The organism is Frankia sp. CgMI4 (genome assembly GCF_001756285.1).
Lineage (GTDB): Bacteria > Actinomycetota > Actinomycetes > Frankiales > Frankiaceae > Frankia > Frankia casuarinae.
On sequence record NZ_MAQZ01000062.1, the window covers coordinates 1 to 16,565 of the forward strand.

Annotated in this window: 15 protein-coding genes and 2 tRNA genes; 5 read left to right on the forward strand and 12 right to left on the reverse strand. The window is 68.7% G+C overall.

The genetic code is table 11. The features are described from left to right. From Manayef4_RS09495 to Manayef4_RS09510, 4 genes are all read right to left on the reverse strand, one after another. The coding region (locus Manayef4_RS09495) for an ATP-dependent Clp protease proteolytic subunit (protein WP_175443360.1) at positions 1-191 on the reverse strand (191 nt) is incomplete at its 3' end. A gap of 83 nt (positions 192-274) precedes the next feature. After that, the gene (locus Manayef4_RS09500) at positions 275-892 is read right to left on the reverse strand and encodes an ATP-dependent Clp protease proteolytic subunit (protein WP_082456852.1); all 618 of its coding nucleotides are present in this window, start codon (positions 890-892) and stop codon (positions 275-277) included. A 359-nt stretch (positions 893-1,251) separates the two neighbouring features. Further along, positions 1,252-2,709, reverse strand: coding sequence for a trigger factor (tig, locus tag Manayef4_RS09505; RefSeq protein ID WP_070131357.1), 1,458 nt, complete (start codon positions 2,707-2,709; stop codon positions 1,252-1,254). Positions 2,710-2,766: 57 nt separating this feature from the next. Then, positions 2,767-2,839, reverse strand: a tRNA-Pro gene (locus Manayef4_RS09510). 47 nt (positions 2,840-2,886) lie between these two features. Here Manayef4_RS09510 and Manayef4_RS09515 point away from each other — a divergent pair. Beyond that, positions 2,887-2,960, forward strand: a tRNA-Gly gene (locus Manayef4_RS09515). 435 nt (positions 2,961-3,395) lie between these two features. On the opposite strand, the gene Manayef4_RS09520 is transcribed toward Manayef4_RS09515, so the two are convergent. Then, positions 3,396-4,520, reverse strand: coding sequence for an acyl-CoA dehydrogenase family protein (locus Manayef4_RS09520; protein WP_198030948.1), 1,125 nt, complete (start codon positions 4,518-4,520; stop codon positions 3,396-3,398). Positions 4,521-4,550: 30 nt separating this feature from the next. Then, positions 4,551-4,886, reverse strand: a complete 336-nt coding sequence (locus Manayef4_RS09525; RefSeq protein ID WP_070131358.1) for an enoyl-CoA hydratase-related protein — start codon at positions 4,884-4,886, stop codon at positions 4,551-4,553. Here Manayef4_RS09525 and Manayef4_RS09530 point away from each other — a divergent pair. Together Manayef4_RS09530 and Manayef4_RS09535 are read left to right on the forward strand one after the other, a co-directional pair. Beyond that, positions 4,885-5,157, forward strand: coding sequence for a hypothetical protein (locus Manayef4_RS09530; protein ID WP_049760852.1), 273 nt, complete (start codon positions 4,885-4,887; stop codon positions 5,155-5,157). The two genes, Manayef4_RS09525 and Manayef4_RS09530, sit on opposite strands and share 2 nt — an antisense overlap. Before the next feature lie 225 nt (positions 5,158-5,382). Next, positions 5,383-7,332, forward strand: a complete 1,950-nt coding sequence (locus Manayef4_RS09535) for a class I SAM-dependent methyltransferase (RefSeq protein ID WP_175443358.1) — start codon at positions 5,383-5,385, stop codon at positions 7,330-7,332. A gap of 217 nt (positions 7,333-7,549) precedes the next feature. On the opposite strand, the gene Manayef4_RS09540 is transcribed toward Manayef4_RS09535, so the two are convergent. Next, the gene (locus Manayef4_RS09540; RefSeq protein WP_070131359.1) at positions 7,550-7,909 is read right to left on the reverse strand and encodes a hypothetical protein; all 360 of its coding nucleotides are present in this window, start codon (positions 7,907-7,909) and stop codon (positions 7,550-7,552) included. Positions 7,910-8,424: 515 nt separating this feature from the next. On the opposite strand from Manayef4_RS09540, the gene Manayef4_RS09545 reads away from it, so the two are divergent. After that, entirely contained in the window at positions 8,425-8,976 is a 552-nt protein-coding gene (locus Manayef4_RS09545) for a DUF3291 domain-containing protein (protein WP_070131360.1), read from the forward strand. Positions 8,977-9,057: 81 nt separating this feature from the next. Here the strand turns inward: Manayef4_RS09545 and Manayef4_RS09550 are convergent, their stop codons facing one another. From Manayef4_RS09550 to Manayef4_RS09570, 5 genes are all read right to left on the reverse strand, one after another. Next, on the reverse strand, positions 9,058-9,999 hold the full coding sequence (locus tag Manayef4_RS09550) for a dihydroorotate dehydrogenase (protein ID WP_070131361.1): 942 nt from the start codon (positions 9,997-9,999) through the stop codon (positions 9,058-9,060). A gap of 68 nt (positions 10,000-10,067) precedes the next feature. Continuing rightward, a complete protein-coding gene (locus Manayef4_RS09555; RefSeq protein WP_070131362.1) occupies positions 10,068-11,306 on the reverse strand; it encodes a glycosyltransferase family 4 protein in 1,239 nt (412 codons plus the stop codon). A 205-nt stretch (positions 11,307-11,511) separates the two neighbouring features. Next, the gene (locus tag Manayef4_RS09560) at positions 11,512-14,193 is read right to left on the reverse strand and encodes an ATP-binding cassette domain-containing protein (RefSeq protein WP_139140054.1); all 2,682 of its coding nucleotides are present in this window, start codon (positions 14,191-14,193) and stop codon (positions 11,512-11,514) included. Between the two features lie 197 nt (positions 14,194-14,390). Further along, positions 14,391-14,606 (reverse strand): hypothetical protein, encoded by a 216-nt coding sequence (locus Manayef4_RS09565; protein ID WP_011435628.1) that lies wholly within the window; start codon positions 14,604-14,606, stop codon positions 14,391-14,393. A 60-nt stretch (positions 14,607-14,666) separates the two neighbouring features. Further along, on the reverse strand, positions 14,667-15,500 hold the full coding sequence (locus Manayef4_RS09570) for a dihydrofolate reductase family protein (protein ID WP_070131392.1): 834 nt from the start codon (positions 15,498-15,500) through the stop codon (positions 14,667-14,669). Between the two features lie 68 nt (positions 15,501-15,568). Here Manayef4_RS09570 and Manayef4_RS09575 point away from each other — a divergent pair, with 68 nt between their 5' ends. Continuing rightward, positions 15,569-16,462, forward strand: coding sequence for an exodeoxyribonuclease III (locus Manayef4_RS09575; RefSeq protein WP_035959179.1), 894 nt, complete (start codon positions 15,569-15,571; stop codon positions 16,460-16,462). Positions 16,463-16,565: the final 103 nt, after the last annotated feature.

Here is a 16,565-nt window from a genome sequence, read left to right on the forward strand (position 1 = left end):
AGCAGCTGCGCCATCACGTCGTTCGCCGACACATCATCGATCTGCACACCGAGAAAGACGATCCGCTCCTTGAGCAGCTTCGAATACGGATCCATGCCGTACTCGCCGCGGGAGGTCTTCTCGATGATGTTCGGCAGGACGTAGCGGCCCTGCGGCTGGGCGGCTGCCTGGCGGGCCTGCTCGTGCCGCATCTGCTGGTACAGCGTGTCGTGGAACATGGTGGCTGCCTCCGGGACGGATGACGACGGTTCGATCCGGTGAGCGGGGGCTCCGCTCAGCTCACCGGGCCTTCGCTGGGAACCTGGCGGGCCTGCTGGACGACGTGGTCGACGAAGCCGTAGTCCTTGGCCTCCTCGGCTGTGAACCACCGGTCCCGGTCGGAGTCGCGCTCGATCTGCTCGATCGGCTGACCGGTGTGGAAGGCGATGCGCTCCTGCATCATCCGCTTGGTGTACAGCATCTGCTCCGCCTGGATGGCGATGTCGGAGGCGGTGCCCCCGATACCACCGGACGGCTGGTGCATCATGATCCGCGCGTGCGGCAGGGAGTAGCGCTTGCCCGACGCACCGGCGCAGAGCAGGAACTGCCCCATCGACGCGGCGAGRCCGAGCGAGACGGTCGCGACATCATTCTCGACGAACTGCATKGTGTCGTAGATCGCCATACCGGCGCTCACCGACCCACCCGGCGAGTTGATATAGAGGAAAATGTCGCGGGTCGGATCCTCCGCGTTGAGCAGCAGGAGTTGCGCGCAGATCGCGTTGGCGATCGAGTCCTCGACGACCGAGCCGAGGAAGACGATGCGGTTGGCCAACAGACGGTTGAACACCTGGTCGTCGAACGCGGGTCCACCCTGACCGGGTGCACGAAGGTCCGGACCCGGAACCGGCAGGCGCGGGGCTGCGATGTTACTCACGGTCAGCTCCTCGACTTCCTCACATGGGACGGCTGATTGACCGGCTCGACACTATCTGTGACACGCCCCAGTTCCCGCCCTTCCCGCCCGATGTTCGCGCTGGGCGTGAGGACGGGCCAGCCCGGCCAGCCCGGGGCCGGTGGGCGCTCATGGCCAGCCGGGTGCGGGCTGGTTCGGCGCGGCGCCGTCCGGTCACGGAAGGCGGCGATGATGAGACGAACAGCGGGGCCGGCCACGGTTCCAGGTGGGAACGGTGACCAACCCCCACGGTTCGCCTGTTATGACCCGATGGTTGCTTCGGGAGGAACGCGACCGCGCCAGCGGCGAGGCGCTGATCAGCCGTTGCCGTCGGTCTCCGCCTCGACCGGCTCGACCGGCTCGACCGTGGCGTCCCCGTCCCCGTCCCCGGGGGCGACGGCCTCCGCCGCGACGGTGACATCGCGGTCATGATCGGCGTCGGCATCGGTGTCCGGCTGCGAACGGGCTGGCAAAGCGAGCTCGACGGGGGTCCCCGCACCGTCGACGACCTTGGCGTTCTCCAGCAACAGGAAGAGCGCCTTGGTCCGCAGGACGTCGGCCATCAGGGCCGTGAGACCCTCGCCCTGCGCAAGCTGCTGAGCGTAGACGTCCGGCTGCACCCCGGAGCGCTGAGCGCGCAGGATGAGCTGCTCCATCAGCTCGCCCTGGTCGATCCCGATCGACTCGGCATCGATCACCGCGTCCAGGATGAACTGGGAGCGGATCGCCTTGCCGGCGGACTCGCGGACCTCCGCGTCGAACTCCTCCTCGGTCTGGCCGAGGGTCTCCAGGTAGGRCGGGCGGTCCGTGCCGATGTACTCCAGCTCGCGGGAGAGGCGGTGCTCACGGGCCTCGATCTCGCCGGCGAGCAGCGAGCCGGGCACCGGCACCTCCACCCGCTCCAGGAGGCTTTCCAGCAACTTCTCCCGGGCCTGGCCGACCTGTTCGGTGCGGCGCGACTGCTCCAGGCGCGTCCGGATGTCCGCGCGCAGCTCGTCGAGGGTGTCGAACTCGCTGGCGGTGGTCGCGAAGTCGTCGTCCAGGGCCGGGAGCTCCTTCTCCTTGACCCCGCGGACCGTCGCCGTCACCTGGGCGGGCTGACCGGCTTGCTCACCGGAGAGCAGCTCCGTGGTGAAGGTGCGGGTCTCGCCGTCCGTGGCGCCGATGATCGCGTCGTCGAGACCCTCGACCAGGTTGCCGCTACCGACCTCGTAGGACAGCCCGGTCGCCTCGGCACCATCGATCGGCGTGCCGTCCGCCTCGGCGGACAGGTCGAGCGAGACGTAGTCACCCGCCTGCACGGCCCGCTCCACCGGCGTGAGCACCGCGAAACGATCACGCAGCGCGCCGAGCTGCTCCTCGACCTGCTCGTCGGTGACCTCGACGGCGTCAACGGTGATCTCAAGCTCCGAGAACTCCGGCAGAGTCACCTCGGGCCGGACATCCACCTCGGCGGTGAAGACGAGCTGGCCGCCGTCGGCGAACTCGGTGATGTCCACCTCGGGCCGGGACAGCACATCGACCTCCTCGGCCTGCACGGCCTCGGAGTAGAGCTGCGGCAGCGCCTCCTGGACGGCCTCGTCCAGGATGACACCCCGGCCTAGCCGCTGGTCCAGGATGCGCGGCGGGACCTTGCCCGGCCGGAAGCCCGAGACCCGGACCTGGCGGGCAAGCTTGCGATATGTGGCCTCGAGCGAGGGCTTGAGCTCGTCGAAGGGCACCTCGACAGTGAGCTTGACCCGGGTCGGGCTGAGGGTCTCCTTGGTGGCCTTCACGGCGCGGCGGTCTCCTGGTACGACGTTGGACAGGGGGTGACACGCCGAGGGTATCGGTCGGGGCGGGGAGACTCGAACTCCCGATCTCCTGCACCCAAAGCAGGCGCRCTAGCCACTACGCTAYGCCCCGAGGCGTCGCCTGCTCATTCTACGGGGTAAGCTCGCATCGATCACCTCGCGGGTGTAGCTCAATGGCAGAGCCCCAGCCTTCCAAGCTGGCCATGCCGGTTCGATCCCGGTCACCCGCTCCACTCTGGGTCAACCGTGTCCGCGCGGAGGCGGACCTTGTCGTTCCGCCATGTCCACCGGGCGGGCCGAACCCCCCGAACCCCCCACGTACCGAACAGACCCGGCTCCAGGCAAACCGTGTCCGCGCGGAGGCGGACCTTGTCGTTCCGCCATGTCCACCGGGCGGGCCGAACCCCCCGAACCCCCCACGTACCGAACAGACCCGGCTCCAGGCAAACCGTGTCCGCGCGGAGGCGGACCTTGTCGTTCCGCCATTTCCACCGGGCGGGCCGAACCCCCCGAACCCCCCACGTACCGAACAGACCCGGCTCCAGGCAAACCGTGTCCGCGCGGAGGCGGACCTTGTCGTTCCGCCATGTCCACCGGGCGGGCCGAACCCCCCGAACCCCCCACGTACCGAACAGACCCGGCTCCAGGCGTGGTTGGTCTCTTGCCGGTCAGAGGGAGCGGGCGATGAGCTCCTTCATGATTTCGTTGGTGCCGCCGTAGATCCTCTGGACGCGGGCGGCGGCGTACATGCGGGCGATGGGGTACTCGGTCATGTAGCCGTAGCCGCCGAAGATCTGTAGGCAGCGGTCGACGATCTCGCACTGCTTGTCGGTGGCCAGGTATTTGGCCATGGACGCGGTTGCTCCGTCGAGCCGGCCGGCCACATGCTCGGTGATGCAGTGGTCGATGAAGGTGCGCAGCGCCAGCGCTTCGGTACGGCACTCGGCGAGCACGAACCGGGTGTTCTGGAATTCCAGCAGGGGTTTGCCGAACGCCGTGCGCTCCTTGGCGTAGGCGATGGCCAAGTCGACGGCGTGTTCGGCGGCGGCCGCGGCATTCACCGCGATGGACAGCCGTTCCTGCGGCAGCTGCTGTACCAGCTGCACGAAGCCTTGGCCCTCGGCCGGACCGAGCAGGTTGACCGCAGGMACCCGCATGTCGGTGAAGGCCAGCTCGCGGGTGTCGGTGCCCATCGCGCCGATCTTCTGCAGCACCCGGCCGCGTTCGAACCCCGGCAGCCCCTGGGTTTCCGCCACGATCAGCGACAGCCCTCTGCCGCCGGGCGCGTTGCCGGTGCGGGCCACGATGATGAGCAGGTCACAGTGGGTACCGTTGGTGATGAACGTCTTTGCACCGTTGATCACGTAATGGTCACCCTCACGCCGGGCGGTGGTGCGCACGGCCTGCAGGTCGCTACCGGTGCCCGGTTCGGTCATCGCGATCGCGCCGACGAACTCACCGGACGCCAGTCTGGGCAGCCAGCGCTGCTTCTGCTCGTGGTTGCCGTAGGCGTTGATGTAGTGCGCGACGATCGGGCTGTGCACCAGGTAGGCCCAGCAGTCGTCGGCGATGTAGCCCTGCTCGCGCAACACCACGGCCTCGTGCGCGAACGTGCCGCCACCGCCGCCGTACTCAATGGGGCAGCTGATGCACAGCAGGCCGATCTCGCCGGCCTTGTTCCAGAACTCGCGGTCGACCGCGTGCTGCTCGGTCCACCGCCCGTGGTTGGGTTCGGATTCCTTGGCCAGGAAGGTGCGGGTGAGGTTTTGGAGCTGGTCGAGCTCCTCGGTCATCCACGATGATCGGTAGGTCATAGTCTGTCCTCAGTGGCCGGTAAAGTTGTCGGTGATCCGTTCGGCGATTTTCGTCGCGGTGGCAAGGGTTCCGGTGTCGGGGACGACCTCGGCGGCCAGCCTGGCGGCGAGCGCGTCGGCGAGCGCGTCGGCGGCGATGATCGGCTCGCMGGTGAGCAGCATCCGCATCGCCGTGGCCTTGCCGGCCGCGTGCACCAGCCGCTGGGTGCCGCCCGCGCCCGGGATCACCCCGAGGGTCACCTCGGGCAGCCCGCCCTTCGAGGCGGAGTAGGCGGTCTGGCCGATCTGCCTTGCAAAGGCCGCGGTCGACGCGGTGTTGACGATGACGGCTTCTCGGATACTCATGCTGTCCGACGGTACGGCAGGCTATACAAACGGTCAGCTGATCATCCTGCTCGCCGACCTCACCCTCAGCCAGGTCCGCGACCTACGTGCCGCCGGCATTTCCACCAAGCCCGATCCAGAGCACACCCAGGCGCTGGGCATCCTGATCCGCGAACTCGGCCCTCGCCCGCTGCAACCCATGGTCGAGCAGTTCTGGAACCGCCTCGCCCAGGACGCGCCCACCGCCGGACCACCGCCAGAGCTGGAGATCAAAATCAGACCAGTCCCGTGACCCTGACGCWGGGCTCCGGCGTGCCTGCGGTGACGTTCTCCCGTGCCGCGGCGGGTGCGGCCGAACCCAGCTGCGTGTTCCGCCCCGGTTCAGCCTGACCACCCGGTTCAGCCGCGCAGCGCGGAGCGGTCGGTGAAGCTTCGGCTGCAATTCGGAGGCAAGAGGTATTTTGCGGGGGCTTCCCGACAGCGGACCGGATGCGGATCAAATATTCAGAGGAGGCCGATGGTGAGGCGTCGTGGCTGGCTCCCGGTAGCCGCGTGTGTGGGGATCGGCCTCAACAGCATCCGGCTGCGCGGCCGGGTAGGTGCCATCGACGTCATCGAATCGGTGGACCATGGGCCCCCGGGGGGCGCGCCCGGCTCGGACGACCCTCACGCGCAGCGTCCGCCGTACGTCCTCCTCCTCGCTTCCGGAGTGCGTCTCGGCCCCGAGCATCGCCGCGCGGCCGACGCGTACGCGCGTCGGCACGGCTGCGAGGTCCTCGACCTGGTCCCGGCCGAGATGTCGGCGCACCGGATCCTCGACCTGGCGCGGATGGTCGACCCGTCCACCTACCGGTCAGCCCGGCTGGCCCGCGGTCGCGGTGCCTTCCAAGCGGTGCTCGTCGATGCAGAGGTGCTGGCCCGCACCGGCCTCACCACCGCGGACAGCACCGATCTCACCGACCTCACCGACCTCACCGAGGCCGAGCTCGTGGCCGTGCTCGAGACGTGCAAACGGCACGCCGCCGCGTCCACCGACCTCGCCGTGCTGCCCGGCCTGGTCGGTGCCGAGCCGGACGACGGGCGCACCCGGCTGTCCGTGCACCGCGCCGCCTATGCGTGGGAGCCCGCCAGACGGGTGCTGCCCGCGCTGCGGGACGCCGCCATCCCGCTCGGGGCTACCAGCAACCCGCTCGCGGCACTCGCGGCGGTGACGATGTCCTGGCTGCAGCCGGTCGCCGTGGGCGGTAGCCGACTATTGGTGACGCCCGGGACGCTGCGGCGCAGCATGCTGACGCGGCGACGCGGCGCCCTCCTCCAGCTGGTGGGGATGCCGAGCCGAACCCGTGATCTTCTCGGCGCACCGACCATCGGCCCGGACCCGGCGACGTGCCCGCGGGCTCCGCGACCGATCAGAACGGCGGGCAGGCTCACCCCCACGGAGATCGCCGAGAAGAGATCCCAGTACCGGCGGGAGCTCGCCGGCGGTCTTGACCGGTTCCTCGAGTCGCCTCGCACGACCTGCCCGTGGTGCGGCGGAAACGACCTCTCCGTACGCATGAATGGCCGCGACGTCTCCCAGGGGAAGCCCGGCCGGTTCCGCTACGACCGGTGCGGCGACTGCGGCCACGTCTTCCAGAATCCCCGACTCTCCTTCGAAGGTCTGGACTTCTACTACCGGGACTTCTACGACGGGCTCGGCGCCGCCATGATCGAGGAGGTCTTCGGATTCAGCCCGGGCCCTTATCTCCACCGGGMCAGCCTGTCGATACCGACGCCCCGTCGCTGGTTGGACGTGGGAGGCGGCCATGGACATTTCTGTAACGTGGCGAGAACGGTCTGGCCGACGACGTCGTTCGACGCACTCGACATCGGGGCGGGCATCGAGGAGGCGGAACGCCGACGCTGGGTGGATCGGGCCTACCGCGGATTATTTCCCGATATCGCCGCCGATCTGGCTGACCAGTACGACGTCATCAGCATGTTCCACTACCTCGAACACACCCGGGATCCGCTGGCCGAACTGGATGCCGCCGCACTCGCGCTGGCCCCGGGCCGCCATCTGCTGCTCGAGGTACCGAATCCGGAGAGCCCCGCGGCCCGTATGTACCGCCAACTGTGGCCGGGATGGCTGATTCCGCAACATCAGCACCTTATGCCGGCGGCCAATCTGGCGGCTGCCCTGAGCGAACGTGGCTTCGCGGTCCAGGAGATCCGGTTCGGTGACGTCCATCAGCGGGGGGACCCGGTGATGGCCCTGTACGGGCTGCTCCAGACTGTCGCGCCGTCACCGTCCTCAGCGTGGCGCACCGAGGAGGAGCCGGGCCGCCCGCGGAGGGTCCGGGCGCTGACCGCGGCCGCCATGGTCCCCGCATTCGTGGCAGGCCTGGCCCTGGACGCGATGAGCCGGCCTTATCTGACCGCCGGCAGCCGGTCGAACGCCTACCGCATCCTCGCCCGCCGGAGGTAAGCCGGAGCGCCACATTCCCGCCRCCCGCGCGTGATGGCCATGAAACGTGAGTGCCGGACACCGCAGCGCCATGGTGTCCGGCACCGCGCCGGCCAAAGAACCCGGGYGGGCATTGCCGATCGGAATCCGTTCCGGACACCCTCGCCAACGCCGCTACACGTTTCTCCTAGCGGTTCGCCATATTTCAGTGGCGCTCCGTCCAGGTCCTCTCGTCAGCTCAGGCCCAGTCCCAGTTCCAGTCCCAGTCGTCCTTCTGGTGCCCACCCTTGTCGTCCCGGCCCTTCTTGTCCTTACCGTCCCAGTCCTTCTTGTGCTTGTCGTCCCGTCCCTTCTTGTCCTTGTCGTCCCGGCCCTTCTTGTCCTTGGCCTCCCAGACCTTCTTGTCCCAGCTCTCCTTCTCCCAGCGAATCTTGGTCCAGTGCTCCTTGACGACGTGCTTGGTGACGTGCTTGTCCTTCGGGCCGTCGTGACCATCGAAGGCCAACGCGCTCGTGGCCGCGGGCCCCGCGGCGACGACCAGAGCCGCCGTCGTGGACAGAGCGACAACTGCGGCTTTTCTCCTTGCGGAACTTCCCATGATTCCCCCATGGCTAATAGAAAATGACCAAATACTGCCGGCGGTGGAGGCCATTTCGGCCAGCGAGAACCGAAATTGGATCACCGGCCGAGCTCGAGCGATCCGCACTCAGGCTGATTTCCGCGGAGAAACGCGCTTCCACGTAAGTGACACAGCCCGCCCCGGGATCCTGGGATCTTCCCCTCCCGGCACCTCCGACTACGGAGAGTAGCGTCGCCGTTGCCAATAGGTGGGAGGCGCGCATGATCGACTCGGGTGAGTCCATCCGGGTGGCTCCAGCGGAGTCCTCGACGGCGACACCACCTGACGGATCATCTGACARCCCCACGATGGGGCGCCGATCGGGAGGCATYGRCATCAGCCGGCCCGTTCGTGGCGGGGTTACTGTTCGCTGGCTGTTCCGATCGGCATCGAAAAACTGGTAGAAATTGCACCCGCCGACTCGCCGATCATGATCGACCGGTAATTGACCGATATTCCTGGCGGCGGCGCGACAACCTCCCTAGGCTGCCTTCATGACGGGTTACCATCTGGCCCAGGTGAACATCGCCCGACTGCTCGCGCCGCCCGGCTCCTCCGCGCTGACCGACTTCGTCGCCGGTCTCACCCCCACCAACACGCTCGGCGACCGGCAGTCTGGTGTCGTCTGGCGCCCGCGGCCCGAGGATGGCGACACCGCCGTGCGCACGTTCGTGTGGGAGGGCGACGGCGACCATGCGATCATCGTGAACCTGACCGTGTGGGAGTCGGTGGAGGCACTGGCCAACTTCGTCTTCCATAGCGGCCACGGGGCGTTCCTACACCGTCGGCGCGAGTGGTTTCATCCCATCCAGCGGACGACCAACGCCCTGTGGTGGGTACCCGCCGGGCATCGGCCGGGGACGGACGAGGCCGAGGACCGGGTTCGTCACCTGCGGGCCCACGGCCCGACCGCCACCGCCTTCACGTTCCGGCTGACGTTTCCACCGCCGGACCGGCGGATCTCCCTGGTCCCGGGAAACGGCCCGGAGAACACCGCCGAGCAGCCGGGCCGAGYGGCACCGAGAAACGCGGCAGCCGGAGGCTGATCCGGCGCGACAGGCTCCCGTGCCGAGGACGTGAAAAAAATATGTCGGGAAGATATACGGAAAACACGCATGAAACCCTTTTCAGGGGACGGCCGGGTCGGTGTGGTCGATCCAGTCGGACAGAATGGCACCGAAGACGGCCGGATCCTCCGCACGGTTCCAGAACGCGGTGGYGGCCTGGACCGCGGTGGCCCCGGCCAGCAGGTAGTCGGCGACGTCACGACCGCCGGTCACACCCCCAACCCCGATGATGTCCACACTCTCCGGGAGCAGGCGGCGTAGCTGGCGCACCTGACCGAGCCCGACGGGCTTGAGCGCCGGCCCGCTCATACCGGCGAGCTCGACGTCGACGACTGGTCGGTGCGCATCGTCAACGGCGAAGGCGTTGGGGAAGGTGTTCACCGCCGTGACAAACCGCGGGCCACCGGGACGCGCGGCAACCTCATCGATCACCGTTGCGAGCTCCACCAGGGCCGACGGATCGGAGAACGGCGAGATCTTGACTCCGTAGGGGACGCGTCGGGCCGGATCGGCACCAGCCTGCGCCACCAGCGTGTCGCCCACCGCCGTGCAGATCGTCGCGGTGTGCCCGGGATCGAAGCAGGCGATGCGTTTCTGCGTTCCGCCGTCCCAGATGTTCGGGCAGGCCAGGTTCAGTTCGATCAGGTCGACCCCGGTCCGCGCCACGACCGCGGAGATCTCGCGGTACTCGTCAACACCGAACCCGGCGACGCTGACGGTCAACGGCTTGCCCGCCCGGTGAGCGCGCCGCACCATACCGGGCAGATGCGCGGCATAGTAGTCCAGCCCGCGGTTGGGAAGCCCGAGCGCGTTCAACGAGTAGACCCGGCCGGGCCAGTAGACGTTGCCGGAGTTACCTGACCGCGGTTCCCGGGTAATCGAACCAACGACGATCATCGAGACCGCCGACCGGGCGAACGTCTCGACATCCTCGGCGGTCTTGCAGGTGCCAGCCGCGTTCATGATCGGATGTTCCAGGGAGACACCGCACAGACCGCTCATGACCCTACCCTAGGGTTTTCGCCTGGATCAGGTTCGTGACCGGCAATCGATGATCCGGGTCGCTACCCTCATGCCACGGCGGAGGTTTTTCCGTGGCGCGCCCGCAAACGGTCGATGRCCTTCTGGTAGACCTTCTCCCGCAGGGCGGCGATACGCAGCGGCTCGAGCTCGGCGGTGCCGACCCGACCGCGGGCACCCACCGTCTCCGCGAGCTCCGGGTCGGTGAGGAAAGGTTCCAGGGCGTCGGCGAGTGCGGGGGCGTCCTCCGGCGGAACGACCGTGCCGCCCTTCCATTTCGCCACCCAGGTGGCCACCCCGGTCGTCGCGGTCGCGACGACCGGGCGTCCCGAGGCCATTCCTTCGAGACCCGCGATGGAGAAGCTCTCGAACCGGCTCGGCACGACGACCACCCGTGCCTCCTCATAGGCCTTGACCAGCTCGGGACGGGTCAGGTGGCCGGCGAAACGGCAGGTGACGCCGAGTTTGACCGCCTGCTGCTCCAGCCAGGTCCCGGTCGCCACGCCCTCGATCGTGCCCGAGGACTGACCGGCGAAGACCACCGTTACCTCGACACCCCGTTTCTTCAGCAGCGCGGCCGCCTCGATCAGGACGTCCAGCCCCTTGCGCCATTCGAGCCGTCCGACGACGAGCAACGTCGGGTCGGTGTGCCGGGGCGAAGCCACCTCCATGTACGGGGACCGGTCGAACGGGTAAGGAATGACGTCCGCGTCGGTGTCCTTATCCAGCCAGCCGAAACCGCGCAGCGTGGTGACGATCAGCTCGGAGGGAGCGGTGCGCGCGTCGGCGCGCAGCGCGGAGAACCGGTCGATCCGGTCGGCCACCGCGCCCCTGCCGTGCAGCCGGCCGTCCCGCAGACGCACGTCCATCATCGTCGGGGTGTGCAGGTGGATCACGAGGGGAATATCGCGGCGCAGGGCGGTACGCAGGCCCCGGGTCTCGCCGTCCTGAGTCTCGATCACGTCGGGACRCAGACCGAGACGACGCAGCCAAAAAGCATAGGAGACCGCGAGAACGAACCGCAGGGAGAGYGAATCGCGAGGATGGTTCTCCCCCTGAAACGACCGGCCGAGYGGACCGAGAAACCTGGTGACGGGCAACCGCAGGAGCGGCCGCCGGTGCACCATCACTCCGTCATGATCTTCGTCCGTGCGGTAGCGCCCCTGGGCGCAAAGGATATGAACCCGATGACCGAGCGCGACCAGGGCGTGAGCGATGTCGTGTGTGTAGACTCCCGCCCCGTCCCAGATGATCGGCGGATACTGCTCGCACAAGAAGACGATCTCCATACCCAATCCCCCACCGCGAGCGAACTTCGGTCGGCTCACCTTATCGCTACGATAACCGGTCGCTGCGKGGGGTTTTGGATTTGCGGCCACTCGCGCCACGTCGACCCACATATAGGGGCATAGCGGTCCCCCTCACGGCCCGRCTCGCGAGGGAGATCGCCGGGATACCTGCTCCGGGGCGTGGGCTACGGGGAGGACTGACCGCTCAGCCGCGCAGCGGCATGGACCGACCGGTCCTGGAACCGTGCGCCGGGGGAACCCCGGTGCCATACAGCCGCGGACCCGACAACCCTCCCGACAACCCTCCCGAACCCGAACCCGGACCAGTGGCCGGCCCTGGCCCGGCACCCGTCGGCCGGGTGACCTTCGGTTCGATCCGGCGCAGCATGACGGCAGTGAGGATCAGTGCCACGACACCGATCAGCACGCAGATCACGATGTCGAGGACCCAGATCGTCACGCTGTGCTTCCACAGCCCGTCGGTCGGGTCGGTCCGCAGGGTCTCGTTACCGAACTTGCTGACGTCGTTGAGATCGTCCGTGGACGCCAGGGCCGCGAACCCCCAGCGAGCCGGGACGAGCAGGCTGATCTGCGCCAGCACGGGACGCCCGACCAGCGAGGTCAGTCCCCCGGAGAACACCAGCTGACCCATCGTGACCAGGACCAGGATCGGCATGGTCTTGTCCGCGTTGTCGATCAGCGTCGAGACCAGCAGACCGATCATCATCGAGGCGAGCGCCGCGACCCCCACCGCGATCAGACACTCCAGCACCGGCGAGCCGAGCACGACCGCCCTCGGCGGGGTCCGGCCCACCAGCCCGATCAGGGTGAAGACAAGACACTGGGCGGTGGTGATCCCGGTCAGCAGAATGATCTTCGATCCAAGGTAGGCGGTGCGGGACAGCCCGATCGTGCGTTCCCGCCGGTAGATCGGCCGCTCCTTGACGATCTCCCGGACCGAGTTGGCCATGCCCATGAAACAGGCACACAGCACCAGAACGAGGAGGACCTTCGTCGCGTCGGTGTTCGGTGCCTGGGGTAACGCACGCAGCCCGTCCGGGGCGCGGATCACCTGCGGGACRACGCCGAGCAGGAACGGGAAGGCGATGATCAGCCGTAAGTACGACCGGTCGGCGARCACGACCCGCCAGTACCGTCGAGTCAGCGTCGCGAGCTGGGCCCGGACCGGCTGCTGGCGCACGCTGGGCAGCTCCGGCGGTGCCTTGCGCACCGCGGGCGCCACGATCGCGGAGGGTACGAAGAACTCCGAGTCCCGGAACCGCTCCGCCATCTCCTCGCCCGGAGTGGCCTCGAGCTCGCGGAACACCGCCGCGAACTCGCGGAAGTCCTCCTTGCCGAAGAAGCGCAGCGCCCCATCCGCCGGCCCGAAGTAGGCCACGTGCCCGCCGGGCGCGAGCACGAGGATGAAGTCGCACAGGTCCAGGAACAGCACACTGTGGGTGACGACGATGACGGTCCGGCCGGTCTCGTCGCCGGAGCCGGCGCCGCCGCCCTTCGCCAGGCCCCGCAGGGTTTCCATCACGGACTGGTCATTGGCCGGGTCCAGACCGGAGGTCGGCTCGTCCAGGAACAGCAAAGAGGGCCGGGTGAGCAGCTCCAGCGCGACGCTGGTGCGCTTCTTCTGGCCGCCGGAGAGCCGGGAGACCGGTGTGTCGGCGTGCGCGGTYAGTCCAAGCTGGCCGATGACCTCCTCCACCCGGGCCCGCCGCTCCTTGGCGGTGGTGTCGGCGGGGAAACGCAGTTCCGAGCCGTATACCAGAGCCTCACGCACGGTCAGCTGGTCATGCAGCGGGTCGGCCTGCGGCACGTACCCGATCCGGCGTCGCAACTCGTCGTACTCGGCGTAGAGGTCACGTCCCGCGTAGATCACCGATCCCTGGTCCGCCGGTCGGAAGCCGGTGAGAGCGTTGAGCAGCGTGGACTTGCCGGCCCCGCTCGGTCCGACGACACCGAGCAGGGAACGGCCCGGCAGCCGGAAGGTCATGTCGTGCATGAGCTGCTTGGTGCCGGCCCACACCGACAGCGCCTGCGCCTCGAAGGCCACGTCACCGGAGTCGACGTATTCGACGAGCGAGTTTCCCTCGAGCTGGAACAGATGATGGCCGATGGCGATGATGTCGCGTTGTATCACCCGTGCCCGGGTGACCCGGTGGCCGTTGACGAAGGTGCCGTTGGCGGAGGCGAGGTCGATGAGCTCGACGCCGGCCACCGAGATATGCAGCTCGGCGTGATGGCGGGAGGCAAGCAGGTCGCCCACGTTGATGTCGTTGTCGCGGGAGCGGCCCATCCGCACCCGTCCGATCGTCAGCGGATACACGCGCCGCCGGTCGTGCACCATCGTCGCCTGCCCCACGGCCGGGTCGGGCCCGCCCGACTGCGCGGGCGCCGACGGGACGGGCGCCGACGCAGCGCCCGGCGCCGGTTCGGACCACCATTCCATGCCCGGCACCGCCGCGCCCGGCGGCGATGGCAGCGACGGCGACGGCCAAGACGAGGGCGACGGGCCGGCAAGGGGGATGGGCGCCCCGCCCGGGCTGTGGGTCGGCGCGGTCGGCGGGATCATCGGCGGGGCCGGACGCGGAACGAGCACCACCTCGGGTCCGTCCACCGCGCCGAGCCGGAGCCGAAGCTCCCCGGAGACGGCGAGACCGCCCACACGGCAGCCATCCCGCCACAGACCGTTGGCGCTGATGTCCTCGATCCGCCATCCGCCGACGTCGGGATGCAGCACCAGATGCCGGCGCGACACCCGGCCATCGTTGATCACAATGTCGGCCGCACGGGCCCGCCCCACCACGACCGGCTTGTCTCCGGTGAGCGTCACCTCCCCCGCGGGGGTGGTGACATGAAGCGGGGTCGGAACCACCAGCACTCTCCCTCGCTCCTTCGATCGCCAGACGCACCATAGTGTGCCTGTACAGAGGGAATTTTCCTGCCCCTTCCGCAACATGTCCGAAAGCTGACGGCCATGAGACGGGCCACGACGGGTTGGAGCGTGCTGGACCCGGACACCGACCGGTCCGGGGAACGAGGAAATGTGGTGGGCGGGTGGTGGAAATCGAATCAGTTCCAGCGGGCCGCACGGGTGCCGCCGTCGGGCAGGCGGGCGGAACCGACGGCCTGACCGCGGTTGTTGACCGCCGTCGCCAGGCTGCCGCGGCCGCCCAGCGTCCCAAGATCGATGATCCTCCGACCCCGCCAGACGACCGCGTGCATCGTCCGATCGGCGGCCTGGGCCCAGCCGACGACGTCCCCGCGATGGGGGCGAAAGCCTGCCACCTGGCCGGCGTTGCTGATCCGCGCCGGCCCGGAAGCGATCGAGCCGCCGGACCACGGCGCTTAGTGAGACGTCGGTGCCAGATACCGAAGAAAAACCACATCGTCGAGTTGTCGGACCTCGGCAAGGCGAAGGGGCGAGTGGACGTCGTTGGGGAAGACCCCCGGTCCCACGAAGGTCGGCGCATCGCGCTCGCCGACGAAGAACGGGGCGACGGTGAGATGCAGCTCGTCGACCAGGCCGGCGGTGAGGAAGGCCGTATGCAGCGAGGTACCACCCTCCACCAGCAGCCGACGGACGCCACGCCGGGCGAGATCGGTCAGGATGGCGGCGACCTCGACCCGGGGCCGACCGGGGAGTTCGACCAGGATGACGCGCGCGGCGCGGGTAGCGGGCGCGGTGCGGATCGCAGCCGGCGCCGATTGCGGCGTCGACGGCTCGGGAGACGAGGTCGGCTCGGCGATCGCCAACGATGATCCAGCCCGACGGTAGATGATCGTCTCGACCGGGTCGGCGGTGAACAGCCGAGCGCTCGGATCGAGGTCTCCCCCGCCGGACAGCACGACCTTGATCGGCGTGGGCGGGCGTCCGGCCGCCTCTCGCGCCACCCGACGGTGCTGCGCGCGCACGGCGAGACGGGGATTGTCCCGCCGGACAGTGGCCGCGCCGACGAGGATCGCGTCACAGCCGGCACGCACCTCGTCCACCCGGTCGAGATCGGCGGCACTGGAGAGGATCATCCGCTCAGCCGAGCTGTCGTCGATGTGCCCATCCAACGACATCGCGCAGCTGCAGATGACGTACGGCCGGCCAGCAACAGCGCCTTGGCCCACAGTGTCATTGTCGACGATGACACTGTCGACAGTGTCATCGTCGACACGCCGGCTCATTCCCATGACGACCATCATCCCAGACCCGACATGCCCGGCAGACCTGTCGGACCGTGGGACTACCGTCAACAGATGTGCGGATCGCAACGTGGAACATCAACTCTGCGAAGGCTCGGCAGGCCCGCCTGATCGAATGGCTCGACCGGGCCGAGCCGGATGTGGTGTGCCTGCAGGAGACGAAGCTGGCGGACGACGCCTTCCTGGAGCTGTTCGACGAGGATCTGTTTCGCCGGGGCTACCGGGTCGCCCATCACGGYGACGGCCGGTGGAACGGCGTGGCGATTCTGTCGCGGGATACCCTCGACGACGTCGCGCGGGGTCTTCCGGGCGATCCGGGCTTTCCCGGTCCCGAGCCTCGCGCCATCGCCGCGACCTGCGGCGGCATCCGGATCTGGTCGCTGTACGTGCCCAACGGCCGGACCATCGACGACCCTCATTACGCCTACAAGCTGGCCTGGCTCGCCGCGCTGCGCGAGGTGGTGGCCGAGGCCACGACCCAGGGCGCGGTGATGACGTTGGGTGATTTCAACATCGCGCCAACGGACGTTGACGTCTGGGACATCACCCAGTTCGAGGGCGCCACCCACGTCACCCCGGCGGAACGCGCGGCACTCGCGGAACTCGTCGACGCCGGGCTCATCGATGTGCTGCGGGCCCGCTGGCCCGACGACGTCGTCTACACCTACTGGGACTACCGCCAGCTGTGTTTCCCGAAGAACCTCGGGATGCGCATCGACCTGGCTCTGGCGACCGCCGACGTGGCGGGCCGCGTGCGCGCGGTCTGGGTGGACCGGGCGGCCCGCAAAGGTGTCGGGACGAGCGACCACGCTCCCGTCATCGTCGATCTGGACACCGCGCCGGACGGCGACATCGGGCCGATGGTGCCGCCTCCGTCGAGTGGCAGCTCGGCCGGACAGTCCGCCCCGGGACGGACCTCCTCCACCGGCACCGGACCGCGCCGCCGCTGAGCCGGGCGGTCCCGGCAGGATCGACCGGTCCAGCGGGGTAGGCCGCCCGGCGCGAGGGAACCGCTGCCCGGCGTGCGGACGTCGGCGTCCGCACGCCGGGTGC